The following is a 23,836-nucleotide window of genomic DNA, read 5'->3' as shown; positions in this document are numbered from 1 at the left end:
AAGAAAGGAATGAGTCTAATGGAATATAAAACTTATTATGATTCACCAGTCGGGTTATTAGAACTTGTTAGCGATGGCGAATATCTTACACATGTACTTTATCAAAACCAACAATTAGAAGATGGTCGAGTTGAAAAAGATGATATAAAAGTATTTCAATTAACTAAAGAATGGCTTGATGCTTATTTTAAAGGGGATGTTCCAAACTTAAATATTCCTACTAAACCTCAGGGTACTGAGTTTCAACAATTTGTATGGCAAGAACTCGAAAAAATTGAATACGGGGAATTAACAACTTACGGAGATATAGCTCAAAAAGTAGCAACACGAATGAATAAAGACAAAATGTCAGCTCAGGCAGTTGGTGGCGCAGTTGGGAGTAATCCAATATCTATTATTATTCCATGTCATAGAGTTGTCGCTAAAAATGGAAGTCTTACAGGATATGGTGGAACAATCAAAAACAAAGTAAAATTATTAGAAACTGAAAAAGTAGACATGAGTCCTTTATTTGTACCAAAACATAGTACTAAACCATAAAAATACGTAATTTTTGAGCATTGAATATAAAGATAGCACTAAGATGATTTTCTTCCTAATCATCTTAGTGCTATTATTTTGGAATTTGTATTCCAGTATGGTTTATAGTTTATTATTTTGGAACGTGGTATTCACGAATATTGTCATTAATAGCTTCTAAATAGAAGATAGATTGATCATTGTCTACTGCATCTTGTTGTGCGTCAAATTCTAAATTATCAAAGCGATTGAAGAAGTTTTCATATTCTTCTACTGAAACTTCTTGTCGTTTTTCTAGAGCAGATTGATGACCTTTAGTATCTAATTGATTTTGGAAACCATCAACGACAGTAGCACTAAAGAACTCACCAACAGAACCTGAACCATAACTAAATAATCCGATTGTTTGTCCGCTAGAAAGGTCATGATTTTCTAATAATGATATAAGACTTAAATATAAAGAACCTGTGTAAATATTACCTACATAACGGTTATAATAAACGGCATCTTCATAACCTGTTCTTAAACGTTCTTGTGTTGTTTCATCTGCTTCATCGATAATTGATTCTAAAGCTTTTTTACCCATTTTTGTAAATGGAACATGGAAACATAGTGATTCGAAATCAGCTAACGATTTATTTTCACGTTTTGAATATTCATCCCAGCTATGTTGGAATGAACGGATATATGCATCTTTTGATAATGCACCATCAACAAGTGGATATGCATGGCCAGACGGTCTCCAAAAATCATAGACATCTTCAGTATATGCTACAGCATCATCATTTAATTGTAAGAGGCTAGGATTATGAGAAATCATCATTGCTACGGCACCGGCACCTTGAGTAGGCTCACCACCAGATTGTAAACCGTAACGTGCAGTATCACTTGCGATAACTAATACTTTTTCTTCTGGACGATTTGCTAGGTAATCTTTCGCTAATTGAATTGCAGGTGTAGCAGCATAACACGCTTCTTTCATTTCAAAACAACGCGCAAAAGGTTGAATGCCTAGTAAATTGTGGACTTGAACAGCTGCAGCCTTTGCAGAGTCAATTGCAGATTCAGTCGCTAAAATAACCATACCGATTTTCTTTTTATCTTCGTCTGTTATAATATCTTTAGCGGCATTAGCGGCCATAGATACGATATCTTGGTTTACAGGACTTACGGCCATTTTAGTTTGGCCAATTCCAATTAAAAATTTATTTGGGTCAACTTGGCGTGCTTCAGCAAGCTTAGCCATGTCTACATAAAATTTTGGTACATAAAAGTTTATTTTATCTATACCTATGTTCATAAGGGTTACATCCTTTCAGTTTTAAAAGTAGCATTAGTATCATACCAAAATAATTTAATGATATACAATGAATATAACAGATTTTGGTATGAATGTATAACAGTTATGTAAGCGTTTTAATAATTGCGTTAAATCGCCTGTTATTAATATATAAATTTAAAAAATAGCAAATGATATTGTTATAAATACAGAGATTTTTAAAATATAAAACAAGTAACTTTTACAAAGAAAACTTTAATTGTTTTATAATGGTAATAAGTTTTGTTTTATTTGAATATATAGAATTAAAAGTGATAATTCATAGTGAAAAAAGGAGAAAAAATATGCAAAATTTGGATAAAGGATTTCGTCATTTATCGAGAGAAGATAAATTAAAACAATTAGAAGAATATGGTTGGTTATCTAGCGAAAATCATGACATTTTGTTAAATCATCCACTAATAGATGAAGATATTGCTAATAGTTTAATTGAAAATGTGATTGGCCAAGGTACATTGCCCGTTGGATTATTACCTGAAATTATCGTTGATGAACAACCTTACGTTGTGCCAATGATGGTGGAAGAACCATCAGTAGTTGCTGCTGCGAGTTATGGTGCAAAGCTAGTAAATCAAACTGGCGGATTTAAAACAGTATCAAGCCAACGTTTAATGATCGGACAAATTGTATTTGATGGTGTTGAAGATACTGAAGCTTTGGCACAGGCGATTCAAAATAAAGAAGAACAAATACACCAAATTGCAGATGAAGCCTATCCATCTATTAAAGCAAGAGGTGGAGGTTATCAAAAGATTGACATAGATACGTTTCCAGAACAGCAACTGTTATCATTGAAAGTATTTGTAGATACAAAAGATGCAATGGGTGCTAACATGTTAAATACAATATTAGAGGCCATTACAGCACATTTAAAAAATGAATTTCCAGATAAAGACGTATTAATGAGCATATTATCTAATCATGCCACTGCATCTGTTGTCAAAGTACAAGGAGAAATAGACGTTAACGATTTAACTAAAGGTGGTAGAGAAGGTGCAGAAGTAGCACAAAGAATGGAACGTGCGTCTGTATTAGCACAAGTAGATATACACAGAGCTGCTACACACAATAAAGGTGTTATGAATGGTATTCATGCAGTTGTTTTAGCAACTGGTAACGATACGCGTGGTGCAGAAGCGAGTGCGCATGCATACGCTAGCCGTGATGGTCAATATCGTGGTATAGCAACGTGGGAGTATGATTCAGATCGCCAACGATTAATAGGAACAATAGAAGTGCCAATGACCTTAGCTATTGTTGGTGGTGGTACAAAAGTATTACCAATTGCTAAAGCTTCACTTGATTTACTAAATGTCAAAACTGCACAAGAGCTAGGTCATGTTGTTGCAGCGGTTGGATTAGCACAAAACTTTTCTGCGTGTCGCGCATTAGTGTCTGAAGGAATTCAACAAGGTCATATGAGCTTACAATATAAATCATTAGCAATTATCGTAGGTGCTAAAGGCGATGAAATTGCACAAGTTGCTGATGCACTTAAACAAGAAGAACAAGCCAATTCAGCAAAAGCAAAAGAGATTTTAGAACAATTACGTCAAAATTCTTAAACTAAAAAAACGACATGCTATGCATTTAAAGTTGCATATGCCATGTCGTTTTTTTATTTAATAGATGTAATTATAATGACGTGCAGATGATTTTCCTATAATTCTAGTTCCATATTTATATGGGCGATTATAGTTATATTCTGATATTTTTATATTTCCATTGCTATAAATTTTCTCAACAACAGCAACATGACCGTAGTAACCTGCAGTAGATTGCATTACCGCATAACGTCTAGGAGTATGACCAGTAGCATAGCCTGAACGTCTTGCATTTGAATACCAGTTCTTCGCATTGCCCCAACGATTAGATATAGGTTTACCTAATTGTGCGCGTCTTTGATAAGCCCACCAAGTGCATTGACCTTTATTATAATAATTTTTATATGAAGCTGCTTCTGACACATGTGTCTGTTCAGCTGTTTGATAAGTTATAGTCCCTGTTAACAAGATTCCAGTAGCGATTATGACACGAGATAATAATTTTTTAAGTTTCATTTTTTCTCCCAAAAATCGTTTTTTATTTAGTAACCGTATTCATAATAGATGTAAAAAAGGTAGAATACAATATTAGAAATGAATTATACAAGGAACTGTAATGTTACTGAAATATAAATAGGGTAATTGTAATAATATTTTATACTTTCATGTAAGTTTCATGTTTTACTCTTATGAATAGAAAGTGTATAAGTACAAATAAAAAAGCCATCAACAAAGCACGAAACTTTGTCGACAGCATTAAAAGTATATAAATAAATTTAACATTTCTAAATAAAAGCATATATTGGCAGTAGATGACTGAATTGAAATGTACTTATTTAAAGTTTTTTCAATTCTAGTCATCTTTGCTGGGGTGGAACTACGAAAAATTTCTGTCCCGCTCCCCTCGAGATGATAGACTTCCATGTATTCTTATGTTAGATAAATGCTAAATAACAATTAACATAGATCATACATTAGTGAATTGGTTGAAGACTGACAATGCTCTTTTAACAATAGTCATTGATAAGTCTTCAGGACACGGATTAGTTCGAAAATATGACAATATTTCACTTTGGCTCTTCACTTGTCTAGGAAAATTGTTATCTTGATTAATCCAATCAACCAATTCGCCTAATGGTGTGTCATCACCAAGAAAATTTTGCATAAATTCGTAAAAGCTCAATTCCTCACCTCGAATAATCATTTTGAGCCAAAGCATATTATAACACAATTATCTATTAATATTAATGTGAAAAAACCAATATAAAAGCCAATATAAGAGCTGAAATACTTAAACCACATTAAAACAAAAGCGTTAATGTATAATAATAGGAACAAACTTTTTGAGTAGGTGACATTAGTGGATATTAAACATATGAAATATTTTGTAGAGGTTGTGAAGCAAGGTGGTATGACAAATGCTTCTAAGTTTTTATATATTGCTCAACCTACGATTAGTAAAGCTATTAAAGATATTGAAGACGAAATGGCAGTACCATTGTTCGATAGAGGAAAGAGGCAACTTGTTTTAACTGATGCTGGCAAAATCTTTTTCAATAAAAGCAAAGAGATTATCTCCTTATATGAAAATTTACCGTCAGAAATCAGTAGTTTATATGGTTTAGAAACCGGTCATATTAACATTGGTCTATCAGCAGTGATGAATATGGAGACTATAATAGGTATGATAGGAGACTTTCATCATCAATTCCCTAATGTGACATTTAACTTTGTTGAACACGGTGGAAAATCAATTGAACAACAAATTTTAAATGATGAATTAGATTTAGGAATAACGACACTTCCTGTCGATCATCAATATTTTGAAGCTCTGTCATTTAATAAGGAATCGTTGTGTGTCGTATTAAACCAAAACCATCCATTAGCCAAGTATCAAACTATTAAAATTAAAGATTTAGCTAACGAAGACTTTATCTTATTTAATGATGACTTTTACTTAAATGATAAAATTATAGAAATAACTAAAAATGCCGGTTTTATACCCAATATGGTTTCTCAAATATCTCAATGGAATGTGATTGAAAATCTTATCAGTAATAGATTAGGGATAAGTATTTTGCCACTTTCTATTACTCAATTGATGAACAAAAATGTATGTGCCATTAATATTGAAGATGCAAATGTAGAGTGGGAACTAGGACTAGTATGGAAAAAGGATAAACGTCTTAGTTATGCGACTAATAAATGGATAGAATATTTAAGAGATAGATTAACCTAACATAAATTTCCTTAAAATATTCATATGACTTAAATTTTCACATTTATAATAATAGAATTAATCTTAACGAAAGAAACCGCTTTCATAAATTTAAGGAATGTTTAGTATTCGAAAAATGTATTTTAATAATAGAAAAAGAAAGACTATAATTATAAATATCACTAAAAAATTGTTGTAACAATTTAGACAAATTTTTTAGAAGGGAAAGATAGCATGCATAAGGTGAGAGATTTCATACATCTTATTGTACAACTCGTACTTATTTTAATTATTTCATTCATCGGTACCGAAGTGCAGCGCTTATTACACATCCCTTTAGCAGGTAGTATTGTAGGTCTCATCATTTTTTACCTATTATTACAGTTCAAAATAATTCCTGTATCGTGGGTGAATGAAGGTGCAGACTTCCTATTAAAAACGATGGTGTTTTTCTTTATTCCATCTGTTGTCGGCGTTATGGATGTAGTATCAGACATTACGCTTAACTATCTATTGTTCTTTTTAATTATTATTTTAGGAACATGTTTAGTAGCATTATCCTCAGGCTATATCGCTGAAAAATTGGTGAACAAAAAAGATATAGGAAAAGAGATGGATGAGTTATGAATAACATATTACAAGCAGCAGTTATGATAATTATAACGATTGTGGTATATGTTATTTCTAAAAAACTGCAAGACAAATATAAAAATCCTTTTCTTAATCCAGCATTAATTGCATCAATTATTATTATAGCGATACTTCTTATGTTTGATATTAGTTATAAAGGATACATGAAGGGTGGGGAATGGATAAATCATATATTAAACGCAACGGTCGTTTGCTTGGCTTATCCACTCTATCAAAACAGACATAAGATAAAGAAATACCTTTTTGTGATTTTCACGAGCGTGTTAACTGGTGTAATACTTAATTTTATGTTAGTATACGTAACGTTGAAAATCTTCGGCTATTCAAAAGAAACGATTGTTACTATGTTGCCAAGGTCTATCACAGCAGCTGTTGGGATAGAAGTTTCTAACGAACTTGGTGGCACAGATACAATGACTGTACTTTTTATAATAGCTACAGGGTTAATAGGCAGTATTCTAGGTTCAATGCTATTGCGTATGGGAGGCTTTAAATCTTCAATCGCGAGAGGCTTAACATATGGTAACGCTTCTCACGCTTTCGGTACAGCAAAAGCACTAGAATTAGATATAGAATCAGGCGCATTTAGTTCGATTGGTATGATATTAACTGCAGTAATTAGTTCGATTTTAATACCAATACTTATTTTATTGTTCTATTAAAGGGAAGAAACTCATATAAATAGAAAGGGAGGCTATTTGGAAAAATGGCAAAAATTAAAGCAAATGAAGCATTAGTTAAAGCATTAGAAGCATGGGACATCGATCACTTATATGGTATACCAGGAGACTCAATCGACGCAGTAGTTGACTCATTACGTACAGTAAGAGACTCATTCAAATTCTACCACGTACGTCACGAAGAAGTAGCAAGTTTAGCTGCTGGTAGTTATACAAGAATTACAGGTAAAATCGGAGTAGCATTAAGTATTGGTGGACCTGGTTTAATCCACTTATTAAATGGTATGTATGACGCTAAAATGGATAGCGTTCCTCAATTAGTTATTTCTGGTCAAACAAATAGTGATAAATTAGGTACTGGTGCTTTCCAAGAAACTAATTTATCTAAATTATGTGAAGATGTAGCTGTTTATAACCACCAAATTCAAAAAGGCGATAACGTATTTGAAATCGTTAATGAAGCGATTCGTACAGCTTATGAGCAAAAAGGTGTAGCAGTAATCATCTGTCCTAATGACTTATTAACTCAACAAATTAAAGACACTACTAACAAACCAGTAAATACAACTAAACCTAAAGCAATTGCACCTAAATTCAAAAACATCAAAAAAGCTGCTAAATTAATCAATAAAAGTAAAAAACCAGTTGTTCTTTTCGGTGTTGGTGCACAACATGCAAAAGATGAATTACGTGAATTTATAGAAATGGCTAAAATCCCAGCTATTCATTCATTACCAGCAAAAGCAATCCTTGCTGATGATCATCCTTACAATTTAGGTAACTTAGGACAAATCGGTACTAAAGTATCATATCAAACAATTCAAGATGCAGATCTTTTAATTATGATTGGTACTAACTTCCCATTCGTTAAATATTTACCTAAGAAAAATATTAAAGCAATCCAAATTGATACTAATGAAGCACATATTAGTCACCGTTTCGATATCAACGTTGGTATCTTAGGAGACGCTAAAATTGCATTAGAACAATTAAGCGAAAACATTAAACACGTTGCTAAACGTCCATTCTTAGACAAAACTTTAGAACGTAAAGCAGTATGGGATAAATGGATGGAACAAGATTTAAATAATAATAATTCACCATTACGTCCAGAACGTTTAATGAAAGCTATCAATGACAACTTAAAAGACGATGCTATTGTTTCAGCAGACGTTGGTACTTCAACAGTATGGTCAACTCGTTATTTAAACTTAGGTGTAAATAACAAATTTATGATCTCAAGTTGGTTAGGTACTATGGGTTGTGCACTTCCAGGTGCTATGGCAGCTAAAGTTGCTTACCCAGACCGTCAATCAGTAGCAATTGCAGGGGACGGCGCATTCCAAATGGTAATGCAAGACTTTGCAACTGCAGTTCAATACGATTTACCATTAACAATTTTCGTATTAAACAACAAACAATTAGCGTTCATTAAATATGAACAACAAGCTGCTGGTGAATTAGAATATGCCATTGATTTCTCTGATATGGATCATGCTAAATTCGCTGAAGCTGCTGGCGGTAAAGGTTATACAGTTAAAGATGCTAGTCGTTTAGATGATATTGTTGAAGAAGCAATGTCACAAAACGTTCCAACTATCGTTGATGTACATGTTGACCCTAATGCTGCACCATTACCAGGTAAAATTGTTAACTCAGAAGCACTTGGTTATGGTAAATGGGCATACAGATCAATTACTGAAGATAAACATTTAGACTTTGATCAAATCCCACCAATCTCAGTAGCAACAAAACGTTTCTTATAATATAGATTCTATAAATCTCAACCAACTCGTTTTGGTTGAGATTTTTTTAAAATAAACTATTGTAAACGCTTCAGCTAATGTGTATACTATATTTAAATTAAAAATAACATTTGCGTGTTACTGGTGATGCAGGCATGAGCAAACATTTGGCCATTTATTATGGTCTTGTTTGTTCATGTCTTTTTTTATGTACATGTAAATGACTACAATATGAGAGGAATGTTTTTATATGTTTAAAAAGCTCTTTGGGCAATTGCAACGTATAGGTAAAGCGTTAATGTTACCTGTGGCAATTTTACCAGCAGCTGGGATTTTACTTGCATTTGGGAATGCAATGCACAATGAACAGTTAGTCAAAATTGCGCCTTGGTTAACAAATAATGTCTTTGTTATGATTTCTTCTATTATGGAAGCAGCAGGACAAGTCATTTTTGACAACTTACCACTATTATTCGCAGTCGGTACAGCACTTGGATTAGCAGGAGGAGATGGTGTAGCAGCATTAGCAGCACTAGTTGGTTATTTAATTATGAATGCCACTATGGGTAAATATTTAAATATTACAATTGATGATATCTTCTCTTATGCAAAAGGTGCTAAAGAATTAAGTCAAGCTGCTAAACAACCTGAATTTGCGTTAGTGTTAGGTATCCCTACACTACAAACTGGTGTGTTTGGCGGTATTATCATGGGAGCCGTAGCCGCATGGTGTTATAACAAATACTATAATATTACGTTACCAGCATTTTTAGGATTCTTTGCAGGTAAACGTTTCGTCCCTATAGCAACATCTGTGGCCGCAATTATTGTTGGTATTGTATTAAGTTGGGTATGGCCACCTATTCAAACAGGTTTAAATGATTTATCAAACTTCTTATTAACGAAAAACTTAGTATTAACAACATTTATTTTTGGTGTTATTGAACGTTCACTAATTCCATTTGGTTTGCATCATATTTTCTATGCACCATTCTGGTTCGAGTTCGGACATTATACAAACCATGCTGGTGAATTGGTTCGTGGTGACCAACGTATTTGGATGGCTCAATTAAAAGACGGTGTACCATTTACTGCTGGTACATTTACTACTGGTAAATATCCATTTATGATGTTTGGTTTACCAGCTGCAGCATTTGCTATTTATAAAAATGCTCGTCCAGAACGTAAAAAAATTGTTGGTGGTTTGATGCTATCAGCAGGATTAACATCATTCTTAACAGGTATTACAGAACCACTTGAGTTCTCATTCTTATTTGTAGCGCCATTGTTATATGCAATCCACGTTGTATTAGCAGGTTCTTCATTCTTAATTATGCATTTATTAGGTGTAAAAATTGGTATGACATTCTCTGGTGGATTCATAGACTATGTATTATTCGGATTATTAAACTGGCATAGAACAAATGCGTTATTAGTTATTCCAGTAGGTACCGTATATGCACTGGTTTATTATTTCTTATTCGATTTTGCTATCAGAAAGTTCAATTTAAAAACGCCTGGTAGAGAAGATAAAGAACAAGAAGTCAGAAATTCAAGTGTGGCTAAATTACCATTTGATGTATTAGATGCAATGGGTGGTAAAGAGAATATTAAACATTTAGATGCTTGTATCACTCGTTTACGTGTTGAAGTTAATGATAAAGCAAAAGTAGACGTACCAGGACTAAAAGCATTAGGTGCTTCTGGTGTACTTGAAGTTGGTAATAACATGCAAGCTATTTTTGGTCCAAAATCAGATCAAATTAAACATGATATGGCAAAAATCATGAGTGGTGAAATTACTAAACCAAGTGAAACAACTGTCACTGAAGAAGATTCAGAAGGACCAGTACACGTAGAAAATATTGCTGAAACTGAAATCTATGCGCCAGGTGTTGGACAAATTATTCCATTATCTGAAGTACCTGATAAAGTATTCTCTGAAAAAATGATGGGAGACGGTATTGGATTTATCCCTGAAAAAGGTGAAATCGTTGCGCCATTTGACGGTACAGTGAAGACAATATTCCCAACAAAACATGCGATTGGATTAGAATCTGATACAGGAATTGAATTATTAATTCATATTGGTATAGATACAGTTAAGTTAAATGGAGAAGGTTTTGAAAGTTTAGTCAATGCGGATGAACCAGTGACTCAAGGTCAACCTTTAATGAAAGTAAACTTAGCATATCTTAAAGAAAATGCACCAAGCATTGTGACACCATTAGTTATCACAAACTTGGATAACAAAACGTTAACAGTGGACGATATTAAAGATGTTGAGCCAAGTAAACGTATTATGAAAGTTAAATAATTAATAGAGATAAAGTATCAGGGATATAAAGTTCTTGGACAAGTGAAAATAGACAATTTCTATTGGAATAATATAGAAATTGTCTATTTTATTATTTTTTTAAGTAATTTAGTATGAAATTGCATATAAATACATAGTATTTATGGCAAGACTCCTGAGGGAACAGTACTAGTTGAAGACCTTAGAAATTCTCACAGATTTATCTGTGTAGTATTTCTGGCTGAAACTGTACCCTTGGAAAGCGAAGCCATACAATACGAAGTATTGGGTATAAAGAAAGCACTAAGATGATTAAAATAAATCATCTTAGTGCTATTATTTTAGGATTCATGTCACAGTCTATTTTATATCTAAAGGATTATGCTTCTGTAATATCATTTTCAATTAATAATTTAATCGCTTTGTGGTCAGTAGCATTTCTAAATAAATCATATGCGTTTTCAATCTCGCTTAACTTACTATAGTGAGTAACGAGTTGTTCAGGTTGAATGATTTTACTTTTTAATGCTTCTAATAGTTCTTCTGTAGTATTACCTGAAACTAAACCAGTAGAGACATTGATATTTTTGATCCATAATTTGTCGATATCAAATTGAACTGGTAAACCGTGAACACCGACATTAGCAATTGTACCGTCGACGCCAATTAATTTTTGACATAAATCAAACGTTTGAGGAATACCTACAGCTTCAATAGCGACATCGACGCCGCGATGATTGAGCTCATAGACTTCTTTAATAGCTTGTTCAACATTACTAGAATTGATAGTATGTGTCGCGCCAAGTGATTTGGCAGTTTCCAAACGGTTATCATCTAAATCAATCATAATAATTTTTGATGGAGAATAGAATTGTGCAGTTAATAATGTAGCTAAACCGACTGGTCCAGCACCAACAATAGCTACAGTACTACCGGGTTTAACCTTTCCTTTTAATACACCAATCTCATAACCAGTTGGTAAAATATCTGAAAGCATAACTAAAGCTTCATCTGGTAATGAGTCAGGTGCGTGATATAACGAGTTATCTGCAAAAGGAACTTTAACATATTCTGCCTGTGTACCATTAATTAAATGTCCTAAAATCCATCCACCGTCATTTTCACAGTGTGCATAAATACCTTTTTTACAGTAATAGCATTTACCACAAGAAGATACTGCAGAGACAATGACTTTATCTCCAACTTTAAAGTTGTTCACATTAGATCCAACTGATTCAACAATACCGATACCTTCGTGACCAAGTGTTGTATTTTCAGGTACTTCTGGAGTATCACCTTTGATAATGTGTAAGTCTGTACCACAAATAGTCGTTTTGACCATTCTAATAATAGCGTCAGTACTTTCTGTAATGACTGGCTTTTCCTTATCAATTAACTTTGCTACACCAGGTTTTGAGTAATTATAGGCCTTCATAGGAATCCCTCCATTTTAATGTGAATGATTTCACATCTATTATACCATAATTTAAAATTTTTGAATTGTTTTATATTAAAATAATGATTATAAATAATAGAATAATATAGTTATAAAAAAGAGGCCCGATAAACATATTAAAGTCCACAAAGATGAAAATAATGTTTAAATAGCTTAAAATAGACATGAATATAGATATAAGGGAGAAATAAATAATGGATACTGAAGAAGGCAAATTAATTGTTGATACAGAGATAGAAGTAAATGGATATGATATTGATGCAATGGGGATTGTAAGTAATATCGTGTTTATAAGATGGTTTGAAGATTTACGTACCATTTTTATTAATCAATATATGAATTATTCAGAAATGATATCTAAAGGCATTTCACCAATTTTAATGAAAACGGAAGCGGATTATAAAGTACCAGTAACGATACACGATAGACCGAGAGCACGTTGTTGGATGATTAAAGCAAGTAAAATGAAATGGATATTCAAATTTGAAATCTCATCTGAAGATAAAGTACATTGTATAGGTTACCAAACAGGTGGTTTTTATGATTTAGAAAAGCAAAAAATAACGAAGTTACCTCAAGTTTTTCAAGATATAATGAAATAAAGTGAAAATTCGTACTTATATATTAAAGATGATCTGTACTAATTTTAACTCGAGAGGGTGTATGGTATGACTGAGACAATTCGAGATGTAGCACAATTTAAAACTTTCATTAATCAACATCCATTAGTTGTAGTTCATGTGATGAGAGATCACTGTAGTGTTTGTCATGCCGTGTTACCTCAAGTGAAAGACTTATTACAAGAAACGTTTCCTCAAGTGAAATTAGTTATTATTAATCAAAATGAAGTAACAGATATTGCAGGAGAATTATCTATTTTTACCGTACCTGTAGATTTAATATTTATGAATGGTAAAGAAATGCATAGACAAGGTAGGTTTATTGATTTACAAAAATTTGAACGCCAGTTAACACCGATGTATGAACAAATATACGAAAGTTCAAAATAATAAATAGGTTTACAGACACTCGAATGAAATTAATGTTCGAGTGTTTTTTAATATACTAAATTCTCATTATACGATTTAACCCGAGTTGGTGGGACGTGTAATAATTAAGTGTTATGATAGAAAACGTGTGAAATTTTTATATAAAAATACGATAGTAACGATTTAAGCAGTGTTACAGAAGGAGGCTAAAATGGCAAAACATTCTCGTACTTATCATATTAAAAATACAGTTTTCTGTCTTGTAGGAACACTATTAATTGCGCTCGGGGTAAATAGTTTTGTGATACCTGGTAACCTTGGTGAGGGCGGCGCTATTGGTATGTCCCTTGTATTAAAATATACCCTAGGTTTATCACCGGCGCTTACATCTTTCCTCATTAATGCTATTTTAATTATCATTGGTTGGAAATATTTGAGTAAAACGACGGCAATTTATACAGTGATTACGATTACAGCCAGCTCCATTTTCTTAGATTTAACTAAAAGTTTTAGTTTAGGAATTAATGAAAACTTTATTAATGCAGTCTTTGCTGGTGTATTAATCGGTATAGGTTCAGGCCTAGTTATTGCATCACGAAGTACATTAGGTGGTACATCGGTCATTGCACGTATTATAAGTAAATATTCAGAAGTTAAAACATCCCAAGCGTTATTTATATTAGACGCATTGGTAGTACTATCATTTTTACTAGTGTTGCCTATCACTAATGTACTATATACAATCGTTATGCTATTTATTGTCGAAAAAACGATGGCATTTGTAGTAGAAGGATTTAATCCTAAAAAAGCAGTAACAGTTATTTCAGATCACAATAAAGATATTAGTTCTGAAATATACCAAGCTACTGGAAGAGGATCAACATTGTTAGATGGTAAAGGTGCTTATCAATTAGATAATACAGATATATTATATGCAGTAGTATCTCAAAGTCAGATTGCTACAGTAAAGAAAATTGTTAACCGTTATGATGACAATGCATTTCTTGTTATTCATGATGTAAGAGACGTTTTAGGTAACGGATTTATGAATATTAAATAAACTTAAAAAGACTTTTATAACGCGAAAAATTCGAAATTATTATATTATAGAAGTAAAGGATAAAGGAGGTGGATTTCAATGTTCAAGAAAGTTCTAGCTGTGATAAGTTCTACTTTAGTAGGTAGTATATTATTCGCTAAAGTCAAAGAACAGAGAAGTTATCGTAGTTTCGTTCAAGAAAAAATGATGCGATTAAATGGAATGAAAAGCACGTTCGATAGTGTTGAAGGCGCTAAAAAAGCACTTGAAAAGACCAAAGATGAAACTGCGGGTAAGTATGCAGGTACTGAATATGAATTTAACCATAACGTTAGTATCCAAGATTACTTTGGTTCATTAGTTTATGTTGTTAACAATCAAGGTGACCGACAACAAAGGACAGTATTATATATTCATGGTGGCGCTTGGTTTCAAGATCCTTTAGATTATCACTTTGAATTTATAGACTTACTTGCAGAAACGTTAGACGCTAAAATAGTAATGCCTATATATCCTAAAGTGCCACATAGAGATTATATAACGACAGAGGTACTCCTCCATAAAATTTATCAAAATTTACTTAATAAAGTAGATAATCCGGATCAACTTATTGTTATGGGTGATTCAGCAGGTGGTCAAATTGCCTTATCATTTGCACAATCATTAAATGATAGATCATTACCACAACCAGGACATATTGTATTATTATCACCTGTGTTAGATGCTACATTTAGTAATCCAGAAACGAAAAAATATGAACAAATAGACCCAATGTTAGGTATTGATGGAAGTAAATACTTAGCAGGTTTATGGGCAGGGGATACGCCTTTAGATGACTATAGAATTTCACCTATTAATGGTGATATAAACCATCTCGGTCACTTGACTATTGTCATAGGTACTAAAGAAACATTATATCCTGACGCGCTTAAATTATCCCAAATGCTTGATCAAAAAGGGATTGAACATGAATTTATACAAGGTGACAATTTGTTTCATATTTATCCTATATTTCCTCTTCCGGAAAGAGAAGACGTCTTGAATCAACTTAAACAAATTATTATAAAAAAATAACCCTACTCCTTATAAAATGAGTGGGTTTACATTGAGTATAACAGCGAATTCATTTATCAATATGTTTGATAATTTGAATTCGCTGTTTTGTTATCTATTTGTTTTGATTGATGCTGATTTGAGTCTTTAGAATCAACATTTTTATAATTTGTAGATGTATATGAATGTTCTTTTGATGAAGCATCTTCATTTTTTAAACTAGAGTCTACGGCTTCATCGCTATTACGTGTTTTATTATTTATTTTAGTGTGATCTGTATCTAATACAGAATTGCTCATGTCTTTTCCTTGTAAACTTCCAACTAGAATGAATGATAAGTAAAGTGTTGTCACTATTAAAATAGCTGCTAAATAAATTCCAATAGCAAATTTAACTGACTTTTCCATTCTTCTCCTCCTAAGGTCTGAGTAACTACACTCTTAATTTAACATTTGTTTTTTAATTTAATGTAAATTCCTAGTAAAAAATATATGTCTTTCTCAATACAAGGTATGTCAAGGCTAGTAACCAAATACAGTCTAAATGATTAACAATATGTCCTATTCTTCAAGTAAGCCTTTACATTTATTTACATTATTTTAATGGTTAATTAAAAGAGTTAAAACTGAATCAATAACCAAATGATAGTCTACTACTATAAGTTATAGATAAGTAATTTTTTATTTTAAGTTTTAAGTGAATATTTAATATATATTGACTTTTGATTAATTGTTTTTATAAGATTTATATTAATGGAAGCGTTTTAATAATTGGATAGATTTTTTTCATACTTTATAGAGAAAAATAAATTTCCATTCCATTAACAATTCAATATACATAGAAAAGAGAGGGATTGTAGCGTGATTCTCATAACAATATGTGTTGTGTTGATTCTATGGCTAGGTATTAAAGAAAAAAGGCGCCATGCGAATCGACTTAAGAAAATCCCTATACGAATTAATATTAATGGTATTCGAGGTAAATCAACTATTACTCGAATGGCATATAGTGTATTGAGAGAAGATCACTATAGAGTCATAGGGAAAACAACAGGAACAGACGCACGAATGATGTATTGGTTTACTCAAAAAGAGTATCCAGTAATAAGAAAACCTCAAGGTGCCAATATAGGTGAACAAAGAGATATCATTCGTAAAGTTGTTAAACAAAAAGCCAATGCACTTGTAAATGAATGTATGGCTGTCAATCCTGACTATCAAATTACATTCCAGAAGGACTTAGTAAAAGCTAACGTGGGCGTTATCGTTAATGTAATGGAAGACCATATGGATGTATTAGGACCGACACTAAAAGATGTAGCACAAGCGTTTACCGCAACCATTCCTTATAAAGGGAAATTGGTTGTTATGAAAGATGAGTTTACAGACTTTTTTGCTAAAGAAGCTAAAAAACGTAAAACAGAATTAATTGTTGTTGATAAAGATAAAATACCTGAATCATACTTAAGAAAATTTGATTATTTAGTCTTTCCAGATAATGTGGCTATTGTATTAGGCATTGCCCAAGCAGTAGGCGTTGATAGTGAAACAGCGTTAGAAGGAATGTTAAATGCGCCTGCAGATCCAGGTGCAGTTAGAATTAAATATTTCCATGCAAATAACACGAAAAATGTTTTTGTTAATGCATTTGCTGCTAATGAGCCAAAATCTACGAAAGCGATATTAAATAAAGTAGAATCATACAATTATCCTTATAGTAAGAAAATCGTCATATTAAATTGTCGTTCAGATAGAATTGATAGAACTAAATTGTTTGTTGAAGATTTCTTAGAAGATGTGGAATACGATACGCTTATCTGTACCGGAAAAAGTACACAAATGGTATCAGATTTGATGCATCGATTACCTGATAAGAAATATTTAAATTTTGAAGGACAAGATTTTACAGAAATAGAAAAAGCTATTATGAAAGAAGCGGACAATGCACTTGTCTTTTGTGTAGGTAACATACACGGACCAGGTGGAAGAATAGCGGAATTCATAGAAGGGATAGAATAAAATGATAGGTTCAGAATTATATTTCTCCTTATTTGTAGGTGTTGTTCTCAGTCTTATATTCGCTGAGAAATTTGGTATTAATCCAGCAGGACTGGTAGTACCTGGTTATTTAGCATTAATTTTTGATCAACCCATCATGCTTTTATCAGTATTAATTATCAGTTGTTTAACATTCTTTATTGTAAACAACGGTATTAGTAAATGGGTTATTTTATATGGTAGAAGAAAATTCGCTGCCATGATTTTAACAGGTATGGTATTAAAATTTATATTTGATTTGATATATCCATTAACCCCATTTGAAATGGTCGAAGTGTCTGGTATTGGGGTAGTTATTCCTGGTATCATCGCGAACACAATTCAAAAACAAGGTGTTGTAATAACATTATCATCTACTATGTTATTAACATGTATTACATATGTCATCTTGTTCTTATACAGTTTTATTAATTAATCAAGAACAAGGAGCGCGTAATTACAATGAAAAAGAAAAAACGATTAACACCAAGCGAATGGTTGCTCAAACAATCTAAACGTCATAAACGTAGAAACACTTTATACACAGCCATAGTTCTTCTTATCGCTTTAGTATTAATAGTCTTCGCTATTCGCGCAGTTAAAGTGGTACCTGTGAAAAGTGATGCAAAAGATCCAAACAGTGTTCGCATGACCTATTTGGGTAATATCACATTAAATAAACATATACGTCAAAATAATCTCAATAGTGTATTTTCAGGGTTACAAGAGCCACTGAAGAATAGTGACTTTTCAACGGCCTCATTGTTAGTGAATGACTTTGCTAAAGATTCTAAGAAAGAGATTGAGAAAAATTTAGAAAACATCATGTTCTTGAAAAAGCAGAACATTAAAAGTGTAAATTTAATTAATCAGACTGCGGATAATGTTACTGCAAGAGACTTGATGGAAAAGGTAGAATCGCAAGCTGGGTATAATTTCCTAACGGGGAATGGTTCTAACCCTATTAATAGTAAAACCGTGCAACAAGATGTTAAAGGTAAGAAAATAGCTAATGTATCATTTACAGATGTAGAATCAAATTATGCAGAACCACTTAAAAATACGACATCTATCAGTTTGGATCCAGACATTTTTTATCCATTAATTAAAAAATTAAAACAAAATAATGATTATGTAGTAGTTAATGTTGACTGGGGAATTCCAAACGAAAGAAATGTTACAGATCGTCAAAAAGAATATGCGCATGCTTTATCCAAAGCAGGAGCAGATGTGATTATTGGACATAATTCAGTTATTCAAAAAGTCGAAAAATACAAGAACACTCCTATTTTTTATAGCCTGGGAAATACAACATCAGATGATTTCTTATCGAAAAATCAAAAAGGTATGGTTGTACAAGATGATTGGAAAGATAAAAAACATAAGTTCCATCTCACACCAATTCAATCGAAAGACGGTAAAATTTCTGAAGATGATATGAACAAAATGGACCAAAGACGCTTTTACAATAATATTAAAGACCAATCAATTGATTTAAAAAAAGCTGACGATGGAGGTTATACATTTGAATATTAAAAAACATTGGCTGCCGATCACTGTAATCGTTATTGTAGTAATTATTTTCCTACTCGTCATATTCGCAAGAGCAAATGAAGGTTTAGATAGTTATGAACAGCAAGAATTGAAAAATGGAGAACAGCAATATCTTTCAAAAGGGGCAAGTTAGGAATGAACATATATAATAAAGCAACCTTGACTGTCATATTAATCTTGACCATTATTATTTCGTTTGTATTTTACTATTTTACGAAAGATGAAAAGATTGATAAAGATAAACTATACGAGAACAAAATAACAAATCATAAAAAGGCTGGAAATAAAAACTATGGGGTGGCATCTAACAATGCGATTGCTACTAAAATAGGTAACAAGGTTATTGAAGATGGTGGAAATGCAACAGACGCTGCTTTCGCAGTATCATATGCATTAGCGGTTACTGAACCTCATTCATCTGGTCTAGGTGGTGGTGGCGCCACATTAACTTATGATGGTACAGAAGGCCAAGTACCAAATTTATATGAATATAAAACATATTCTTCTTATAACTATAAACAAGGAGATAAAATTGGTACGCCTGGTTTCGTAAGAGGTATGCATGATATGCATGAAAAAGAAGGTAAGATGGATGAGAAGAAACTCTTTGGTTATATTATTCCACTTGCTGAAGATGGATTTGAAGTAGATTCAGAATTAGAACGTAGTTTGAAAATATATGGTTCTAAAATTGATCGTAATTCACCATTCTTTAAAGGTAAGAAAACGGTCCGTGAAGGCGATGTTGTTAAACAAGATAAACTAGCGGATACATTGAAGAAAATTCGTGATAAAGGTCCAGATTATTTCTATAAAGATGTAGGTAAAAGTATCTCTAAACAATTGGATAATCAATTAACAGAGAAAGATTTCAATACATTTAAAACTGAAAAGAAAGAACCAGTAAGTACAGAGTACTTAGGAAACAAAGTTTATTCAGCTTCAAATCCTCTAGGAGGAACATTGACACTACAAGGATTAAAAATAGATGAACAAGAAAATCAAGGTACTGCTGATCGTAATAGCTACATTAAAGGTATATTAGAATCTCGTGATGTTATGTATAGCAATCGTGACATTGTAAATGGTGCGGAACCTAGTAGCGAAGAACATTTATCAGATGATTATTTACTAGGTGAATTGAACAAAGTAAATGTAGGTACAACAGCTGAAGGTGGAAGTGATTTTAATCCAATTCAAACAGATAATACTAGTACAACACACTTTGTTGTTATTGATAAGCAAGGTAAAGTTGCGAGTACTACCAATACATTATCAAGTTACTTTGGTTCAGGTGACTTTATGAAGGAAGGTTTCTATATGAACAACTCATTAGGAGACTTCTCTAAATCTCAAGCAAGTCCTAACTATGGTGAAAAACATAAAGCACCACGTTCATTTATTTCGCCATCAATTATAGTAGGTACAGACTTCTATATGGGTATTGGTACTCCTGGTGGTAACAAAATTCCAACAATGTTAAATGAAGTCATTGTCGATTATTTAAGAGGTGACGGTACCTTACAAGAAGCGGTCGACAAACCAAGATTCTACAATGATGGTGGTACCATTTATTATGAAAATGCTACGAGTGACGAAGACTTAGAGATTTTCAAAAATCTTGGATATGGTGTGAAGGAAAAACGAAATGATCCAAACTTTGGTAGTGTACAAGGAGCAGTATACGACAAGAAAAGTAAGAAAGTAGACGTCGGTTCAGACGTTGGTAACAGATAAGATATATCTACAACAGGCTGTGAAATAAATACTAAAATAATAGCACTAAGATGATTTATTTTAATCATCTTAGTGCTTACTTTATACCCAATACTTCGTATTGTATGGCTACACTATGCCCAACTTGCTTTGCTTGTAGAAACTGATTTAATCAGTTTCTCTGTGTTGAGTCCCTTCCGATGGTACAGTTTCAGCCAGAAATTCTACACAGATAAATCTGTGAGAATTTCTAAGGTCTTCAACTAGTACTGTTCCCTCAGGAGTCTTGCCATAAATACTACGTATTTATATGTAATTTTACATTAAAACACTTTGGGAAAATAAGGCACTTTCGTATAATTTAATAAACATCACTAAACTAAATAAACGAAGTGACTTATGTATAAAGATTATAACATGATTCAACATACGCTACCTATGGAAACTTCAGTCCATATTCCCACAAATGATATGTCGCGACATGTTAATGAAATCGTTGAAACAATTCAACTTAATGAATTCGATGAATTCAAACATTATCGTGATGCTACGTCATATCACCCTATTTTTCTTTTATACTTTATTAAACATTTTCACCATTACGTACTCGATCAATAATATTTTGGACTTGTTGGCGCTTTTCTTCATCATTTTTTACATAGTAGGCAAGTGGTCCTTCTTTGATTGTGACCCAAGGAACAAGTACATCGAAGTCTAATTCTTTAATCATTTCAAGGCTCTGTATTGATTGTTCTCTGTCACTTGAACCTAGAATAACTGTACGCCATTGATCACCTTCAAAGCATAGGAAATCACCAGTGAATAAATAGCGATGTTTACCATTATCCCATAAATATAATGTTGTTCCAGGTGTATGGCCAGGGGCTGGAATCACTTCTAAATCATCATATAACATTTCGCGTTGATTTAGATAACCTTCGACAGGAATACTAGGTTTTAAAGCTGAAGCATCATTTTCATTTATAAAATAAGGTACATCAATGCTTTTGCTACCACCTAAAGATTCATGATCGTGATTCATTAACACTTTATCTGCACCGCCTAAAGCGTTAATATCCTTTTCTGATTCTTTTAAATGAGAAGAATGATAAATGATGACATTTTCAGAATCTCGTTGTAAAACTAATGATTTAAATTCAAATCTAGAGTCGAAAGGTAATTCAGTTGTTGGTGTTGCATAAAGTCCCTCATCAATATATTTTAAATGTTCAAATTGATTATGATTCATATACATTCATCCTTTGTGAGTAGATTTAATTTGATTTATTATATTTACCCTTTTTATTTTGAAAGATTCTTATAAATGAATAACATGTCTAATTACCATTAAATAGACAGTTTTTAGTGTGTATATTAAGATGAAACAGTATGAAATATTAATTAGATAGAGTTGTATTGATTATCTAAGGCAACACCAGTAACTAGATCGTTTAATGTTATAAAATAAAAGGTGTGAGATAAATGGATGAAATAGTTCTCGGAGTAGATTTAGGCACAAGTTCTGTTAAAGTGATAGCAGTAAATCGACAAGGTAATGTTCTTGATGTGACCAATTCATCGTTATCATTAATACAAGAACATAATGGTTACAGCGAACAAGATCCTGAAGAATGGTTTCAATCAACAAAAGATGCCATCTCTAGTTTACTAGCATCTTCTAAAATGAAAGATACCGTAGTCAAAGGTATGTCATTTTCAGGACAAATGCATGGTTTAGTCATGATTGACCAACAAAGTAACGTATTACGAAACGCAATATTGTGGAATGATACAAGAAATTCAGAGCAATGTAAGCAAATTATCAACAAATTAGGTAATAGAGTAAATGGTAACCCTGTTTTAGAAGGGTTCACATTACCAAAGATGTTATGGGTGCAACAACATGAGCCAGATATTTGGAAACAGGTTGATCGCTTTATGTTACCTAAGGATTATTTGCGTTATCGACTTACTGGTCAAATACATATGGAATATAGTGACGCTGCTGGAACATTGTTATTAGATCCTAAGACTAATCAATGGAATAAAGATATTGGCGATAAGTTTGAAATTGGTGATATATATCCGCCACTTATTAATTCACATGAGAGTGTAGGCTATTTATTACCTTCAATTGCTAGTGAGCTAGGTTTAAATGAAGACGTAGCTGTTTTTGCTGGAGGTGCAGATAACGCATGTGGTGCCTTAGGGGCAGGTATTATTCATGATAGAGAAACGTTGTGTAGTATTGGTACGTCAGGTGTGATATTAAATGTAGAACATCAAAGTGTAACAGAATATGGAAATAATCTTCATTTCTTTAATCATGCAATTCCTAACACTTATTATGCGATGGGCGTAACTTTAGCAGCAGGTCATAGTTTAAATTGGTTAAAAGATACGTTCTTTGAAAATGAAAGCTTCGACAACCTTATAAAACTAGCATCACAATCTAGGATAGGTGCCAATGGATTGCTATTTACCCCATATATAGCTGGAGAACGTACACCACATGGTGATGCACTAATTAGAGGAAGTTTTATTGGTATCAGTGATCAACATCAACATTCAGATTTTGTTAGAGCAACGATTGAAGGCATTACGTATTCACTGTATGAATCTATACAATTGATTCGACAAGAAGGTAAAGACATAAATACCGTAGTTTCTATCGGTGGCGGATCAAAAAGTGATTTTTGGTTACAATTACAAGCTGATGTTTTCAATGCATCGGTTAAAAAATTAAAACACGAAGAAGGACCAAGCATGGGAGCTGCTATACTTGCAGCATATGGATTAGGTTGGTATAACTCTATTGAAGAATGTGTTGAGCAATTTATTCAAACAGATACAACGTTCGAACCTAATATAGACAGACATCATCAATATCAATATTATTTCAATATATATAAAGATATCTATAAACAAACTAAAGAAATAACAGCAATGTTAATTCGATAATATAAATTATGAAGTGGCGTGGTGCAAAATGAAATTTGTA

23 protein-coding genes and 1 pseudogene are annotated in these 23,836 nt (G+C 32.5%); 18 read left to right on the top strand and 6 right to left on the bottom strand.

All coding sequences use genetic code 11. The features are described from left to right. Positions 1-18 precede the first annotated feature (18 nt). Positions 19-540 carry a methylated-DNA--[protein]-cysteine S-methyltransferase gene (locus Q4528_RS00920; protein ID WP_017636577.1) on the top strand — a complete coding sequence of 174 codons (522 nt, stop codon included), beginning with the start codon at positions 19-21 and terminating at the stop codon, positions 538-540. 112 nt (positions 541-652) lie between these two features. On the opposite strand, the gene Q4528_RS00915 is transcribed toward Q4528_RS00920, so the two are convergent. Then, a complete protein-coding gene (locus tag Q4528_RS00915) occupies positions 653-1,819 on the bottom strand; it encodes a hydroxymethylglutaryl-CoA synthase (RefSeq protein ID WP_046466996.1) in 1,167 nt (388 codons plus the stop codon). A 248-nt stretch (positions 1,820-2,067) separates the two neighbouring features. Here Q4528_RS00915 and Q4528_RS00910 point away from each other — a divergent pair, with 248 nt between their 5' ends. Then, complete coding sequence (locus Q4528_RS00910; RefSeq protein WP_256219682.1) at positions 2,068-3,423, top strand: hydroxymethylglutaryl-CoA reductase, degradative; 1,356 nt, start codon at positions 2,068-2,070, stop codon at positions 3,421-3,423. A 57-nt stretch (positions 3,424-3,480) separates the two neighbouring features. Here Q4528_RS00910 and Q4528_RS00905 read toward each other — a convergent pair whose 3' ends face one another. Further along, positions 3,481-3,918 carry a CHAP domain-containing protein gene (locus tag Q4528_RS00905; RefSeq protein WP_046466998.1) on the bottom strand — a complete coding sequence of 146 codons (438 nt, stop codon included), beginning with the start codon at positions 3,916-3,918 and terminating at the stop codon, positions 3,481-3,483. A gap of 451 nt (positions 3,919-4,369) precedes the next feature. Beyond that, positions 4,370-4,585 (bottom strand): sterile alpha motif-like domain-containing protein, encoded by a 216-nt coding sequence (locus Q4528_RS00900; RefSeq protein WP_002450133.1) that lies wholly within the window; start codon positions 4,583-4,585, stop codon positions 4,370-4,372. Between the two features lie 177 nt (positions 4,586-4,762). Here Q4528_RS00900 and cidR point away from each other — a divergent pair, with 177 nt between their 5' ends. From cidR to ptsG, 5 genes are all read left to right on the top strand, one after another. Continuing rightward, positions 4,763-5,641: a cidABC operon transcriptional activator CidR gene (gene cidR, locus Q4528_RS00895; RefSeq protein ID WP_017636572.1), complete on the top strand. Its 879-nt coding sequence runs from the start codon at positions 4,763-4,765 to the stop codon at positions 5,639-5,641. 213 nt (positions 5,642-5,854) lie between these two features. Then, entirely contained in the window at positions 5,855-6,247 is a 393-nt protein-coding gene (locus Q4528_RS00890) for a CidA/LrgA family protein (RefSeq protein WP_303520180.1), read from the top strand. Continuing rightward, on the top strand, positions 6,244-6,933 hold the full coding sequence (locus Q4528_RS00885) for an LrgB family protein (RefSeq protein ID WP_017636570.1): 690 nt from the start codon (positions 6,244-6,246) through the stop codon (positions 6,931-6,933). The genes Q4528_RS00890 and Q4528_RS00885 overlap by 4 nt, the downstream gene beginning before the upstream one ends. A 44-nt stretch (positions 6,934-6,977) precedes the next feature. Further along, entirely contained in the window at positions 6,978-8,717 is a 1,740-nt protein-coding gene (locus tag Q4528_RS00880) for a pyruvate oxidase (RefSeq protein ID WP_029055994.1), read from the top strand. A gap of 229 nt (positions 8,718-8,946) precedes the next feature. Next, positions 8,947-11,013, top strand: coding sequence for a glucose-specific PTS transporter subunit IIBC (ptsG, locus tag Q4528_RS00875; RefSeq protein ID WP_303520178.1), 2,067 nt, complete (start codon positions 8,947-8,949; stop codon positions 11,011-11,013). A 358-nt stretch (positions 11,014-11,371) separates the two neighbouring features. Here the strand turns inward: ptsG and Q4528_RS00870 are convergent, their stop codons facing one another. Then, positions 11,372-12,427, bottom strand: coding sequence for a zinc-dependent alcohol dehydrogenase family protein (locus Q4528_RS00870; RefSeq protein ID WP_029056084.1), 1,056 nt, complete (start codon positions 12,425-12,427; stop codon positions 11,372-11,374). Positions 12,428-12,642: 215 nt separating this feature from the next. Between Q4528_RS00870 and Q4528_RS00865 the strand changes: the two genes are divergently transcribed. From Q4528_RS00865 to Q4528_RS00850, 4 genes are all read left to right on the top strand, one after another. Continuing rightward, the gene (locus Q4528_RS00865) at positions 12,643-13,050 is read left to right on the top strand and encodes an acyl-CoA thioesterase (protein WP_017636567.1); all 408 of its coding nucleotides are present in this window, start codon (positions 12,643-12,645) and stop codon (positions 13,048-13,050) included. Between the two features lie 66 nt (positions 13,051-13,116). Continuing rightward, positions 13,117-13,458 (top strand): thioredoxin family protein, encoded by a 342-nt coding sequence (locus Q4528_RS00860; RefSeq protein WP_303520177.1) that lies wholly within the window; start codon positions 13,117-13,119, stop codon positions 13,456-13,458. A gap of 190 nt (positions 13,459-13,648) precedes the next feature. Further along, a complete protein-coding gene (locus tag Q4528_RS00855) occupies positions 13,649-14,497 on the top strand; it encodes a YitT family protein (RefSeq protein WP_046467001.1) in 849 nt (282 codons plus the stop codon). 78 nt (positions 14,498-14,575) lie between these two features. After that, on the top strand, positions 14,576-15,550 hold the full coding sequence (locus Q4528_RS00850) for an alpha/beta hydrolase fold domain-containing protein (protein ID WP_029056087.1): 975 nt from the start codon (positions 14,576-14,578) through the stop codon (positions 15,548-15,550). 56 nt (positions 15,551-15,606) lie between these two features. Here Q4528_RS00850 and Q4528_RS00845 read toward each other — a convergent pair whose 3' ends face one another. Next, positions 15,607-15,936, bottom strand: coding sequence for a hypothetical protein (locus Q4528_RS00845; protein ID WP_029056088.1), 330 nt, complete (start codon positions 15,934-15,936; stop codon positions 15,607-15,609). 453 nt (positions 15,937-16,389) lie between these two features. Between Q4528_RS00845 and pgsB the strand changes: the two genes are divergently transcribed. The 6 genes and pseudogenes from pgsB to Q4528_RS00815 all read left to right on the top strand — a co-directional run. Further along, entirely contained in the window at positions 16,390-17,547 is a 1,158-nt protein-coding gene (gene pgsB / locus Q4528_RS00840; protein ID WP_026083444.1) for a poly-gamma-glutamate synthase PgsB, read from the top strand. Position 17,548: 1 nt separating this feature from the next. After that, positions 17,549-18,001, top strand: coding sequence for a poly-gamma-glutamate biosynthesis protein PgsC (gene pgsC, locus Q4528_RS00835; RefSeq protein ID WP_002450119.1), 453 nt, complete (start codon positions 17,549-17,551; stop codon positions 17,999-18,001). 26 nt (positions 18,002-18,027) lie between these two features. Beyond that, a complete protein-coding gene (locus tag Q4528_RS00830; RefSeq protein ID WP_017636561.1) occupies positions 18,028-19,101 on the top strand; it encodes a CapA family protein in 1,074 nt (357 codons plus the stop codon). Then, the gene (locus tag Q4528_RS00825; RefSeq protein WP_017636560.1) at positions 19,091-19,252 is read left to right on the top strand and encodes a hypothetical protein; all 162 of its coding nucleotides are present in this window, start codon (positions 19,091-19,093) and stop codon (positions 19,250-19,252) included. Before Q4528_RS00830 ends, Q4528_RS00825 begins: the two co-directional genes overlap by 11 nt. Positions 19,253-19,254: 2 nt before the next feature. Continuing rightward, the gene (locus Q4528_RS00820) at positions 19,255-20,856 is read left to right on the top strand and encodes a gamma-glutamyltransferase (protein WP_017636559.1); all 1,602 of its coding nucleotides are present in this window, start codon (positions 19,255-19,257) and stop codon (positions 20,854-20,856) included. A 378-nt stretch (positions 20,857-21,234) separates the two neighbouring features. After that, a pseudogene (locus Q4528_RS00815) lies at positions 21,235-21,411 on the top strand (IS5/IS1182 family transposase); the annotation flags it as partial. 7 nt (positions 21,412-21,418) lie between these two features. On the opposite strand, the gene Q4528_RS00810 reads toward Q4528_RS00815, so the two are convergent. Next, positions 21,419-22,084 (bottom strand): MBL fold metallo-hydrolase, encoded by a 666-nt coding sequence (locus Q4528_RS00810; RefSeq protein ID WP_017636557.1) that lies wholly within the window; start codon positions 22,082-22,084, stop codon positions 21,419-21,421. Positions 22,085-22,317: 233 nt separating this feature from the next. On the opposite strand from Q4528_RS00810, the gene xylB reads away from it, so the two are divergent. Continuing rightward, positions 22,318-23,796, top strand: coding sequence for a xylulokinase (gene xylB, locus Q4528_RS00805; RefSeq protein ID WP_046467003.1), 1,479 nt, complete (start codon positions 22,318-22,320; stop codon positions 23,794-23,796). The last annotated feature ends 40 nt before the right edge of the window (positions 23,797-23,836 follow it).

Source organism: Staphylococcus pasteuri (assembly GCF_030547725.1).
Lineage (GTDB): Bacteria > Bacillota > Bacilli > Staphylococcales > Staphylococcaceae > Staphylococcus > Staphylococcus pasteuri.
The sequence above is the reverse complement of the archived record's forward strand: the minus strand, read 5'-3'. Positions and strand labels throughout refer to the sequence as shown.

Excerpts from the sequence above, each read along its gene's own strand:
- Q4528_RS00855 (WP_046467001.1), top strand. The coding sequence starts at position 13,649 with ATGGCAAAACATTCTCGTACTTATCATATTAAAAATACAGTTTTCTGT.
- Q4528_RS00850 (WP_029056087.1), top strand. The coding sequence starts at position 14,576 with ATGTTCAAGAAAGTTCTAGCTGTGATAAGTTCTACTTTAGTAGGTAGT.
- xylB (WP_046467003.1), top strand. The coding sequence starts at position 22,318 with ATGGATGAAATAGTTCTCGGAGTAGATTTAGGCACAAGTTCTGTTAAA.
- Q4528_RS00820 (WP_017636559.1), top strand. The coding sequence starts at position 19,255 with ATGAACATATATAATAAAGCAACCTTGACTGTCATATTAATCTTGACC.
- Q4528_RS00870 (WP_029056084.1), bottom strand. The coding sequence starts at position 12,427 with ATGAAGGCCTATAATTACTCAAAACCTGGTGTAGCAAAGTTAATTGAT.
- Q4528_RS00910 (WP_256219682.1), top strand. The coding sequence starts at position 2,068 with ATGGTAATAAGTTTTGTTTTATTTGAATATATAGAATTAAAAGTGATA.
- Q4528_RS00885 (WP_017636570.1), top strand. The coding sequence starts at position 6,244 with ATGAATAACATATTACAAGCAGCAGTTATGATAATTATAACGATTGTG.
- Q4528_RS00830 (WP_017636561.1), top strand. The coding sequence starts at position 18,028 with ATGAAAAAGAAAAAACGATTAACACCAAGCGAATGGTTGCTCAAACAA.
- Q4528_RS00880 (WP_029055994.1), top strand. The coding sequence starts at position 6,978 with ATGGCAAAAATTAAAGCAAATGAAGCATTAGTTAAAGCATTAGAAGCA.
- ptsG (WP_303520178.1), top strand. The coding sequence starts at position 8,947 with ATGTTTAAAAAGCTCTTTGGGCAATTGCAACGTATAGGTAAAGCGTTA.
- Q4528_RS00845 (WP_029056088.1), bottom strand. The coding sequence starts at position 15,936 with ATGGAAAAGTCAGTTAAATTTGCTATTGGAATTTATTTAGCAGCTATT.
- Q4528_RS00865 (WP_017636567.1), top strand. The coding sequence starts at position 12,643 with ATGGATACTGAAGAAGGCAAATTAATTGTTGATACAGAGATAGAAGTA.
- Q4528_RS00860 (WP_303520177.1), top strand. The coding sequence starts at position 13,117 with ATGACTGAGACAATTCGAGATGTAGCACAATTTAAAACTTTCATTAAT.
- pgsC (WP_002450119.1), top strand. The coding sequence starts at position 17,549 with ATGATAGGTTCAGAATTATATTTCTCCTTATTTGTAGGTGTTGTTCTC.
- Q4528_RS00920 (WP_017636577.1), top strand. The coding sequence starts at position 19 with ATGGAATATAAAACTTATTATGATTCACCAGTCGGGTTATTAGAACTT.
- Q4528_RS00810 (WP_017636557.1), bottom strand. The coding sequence starts at position 22,084 with ATGAATCATAATCAATTTGAACATTTAAAATATATTGATGAGGGACTT.
- Q4528_RS00905 (WP_046466998.1), bottom strand. The coding sequence starts at position 3,918 with ATGAAACTTAAAAAATTATTATCTCGTGTCATAATCGCTACTGGAATC.
- Q4528_RS00890 (WP_303520180.1), top strand. The coding sequence starts at position 5,855 with ATGCATAAGGTGAGAGATTTCATACATCTTATTGTACAACTCGTACTT.
- Q4528_RS00915 (WP_046466996.1), bottom strand. The coding sequence starts at position 1,819 with ATGAACATAGGTATAGATAAAATAAACTTTTATGTACCAAAATTTTAT.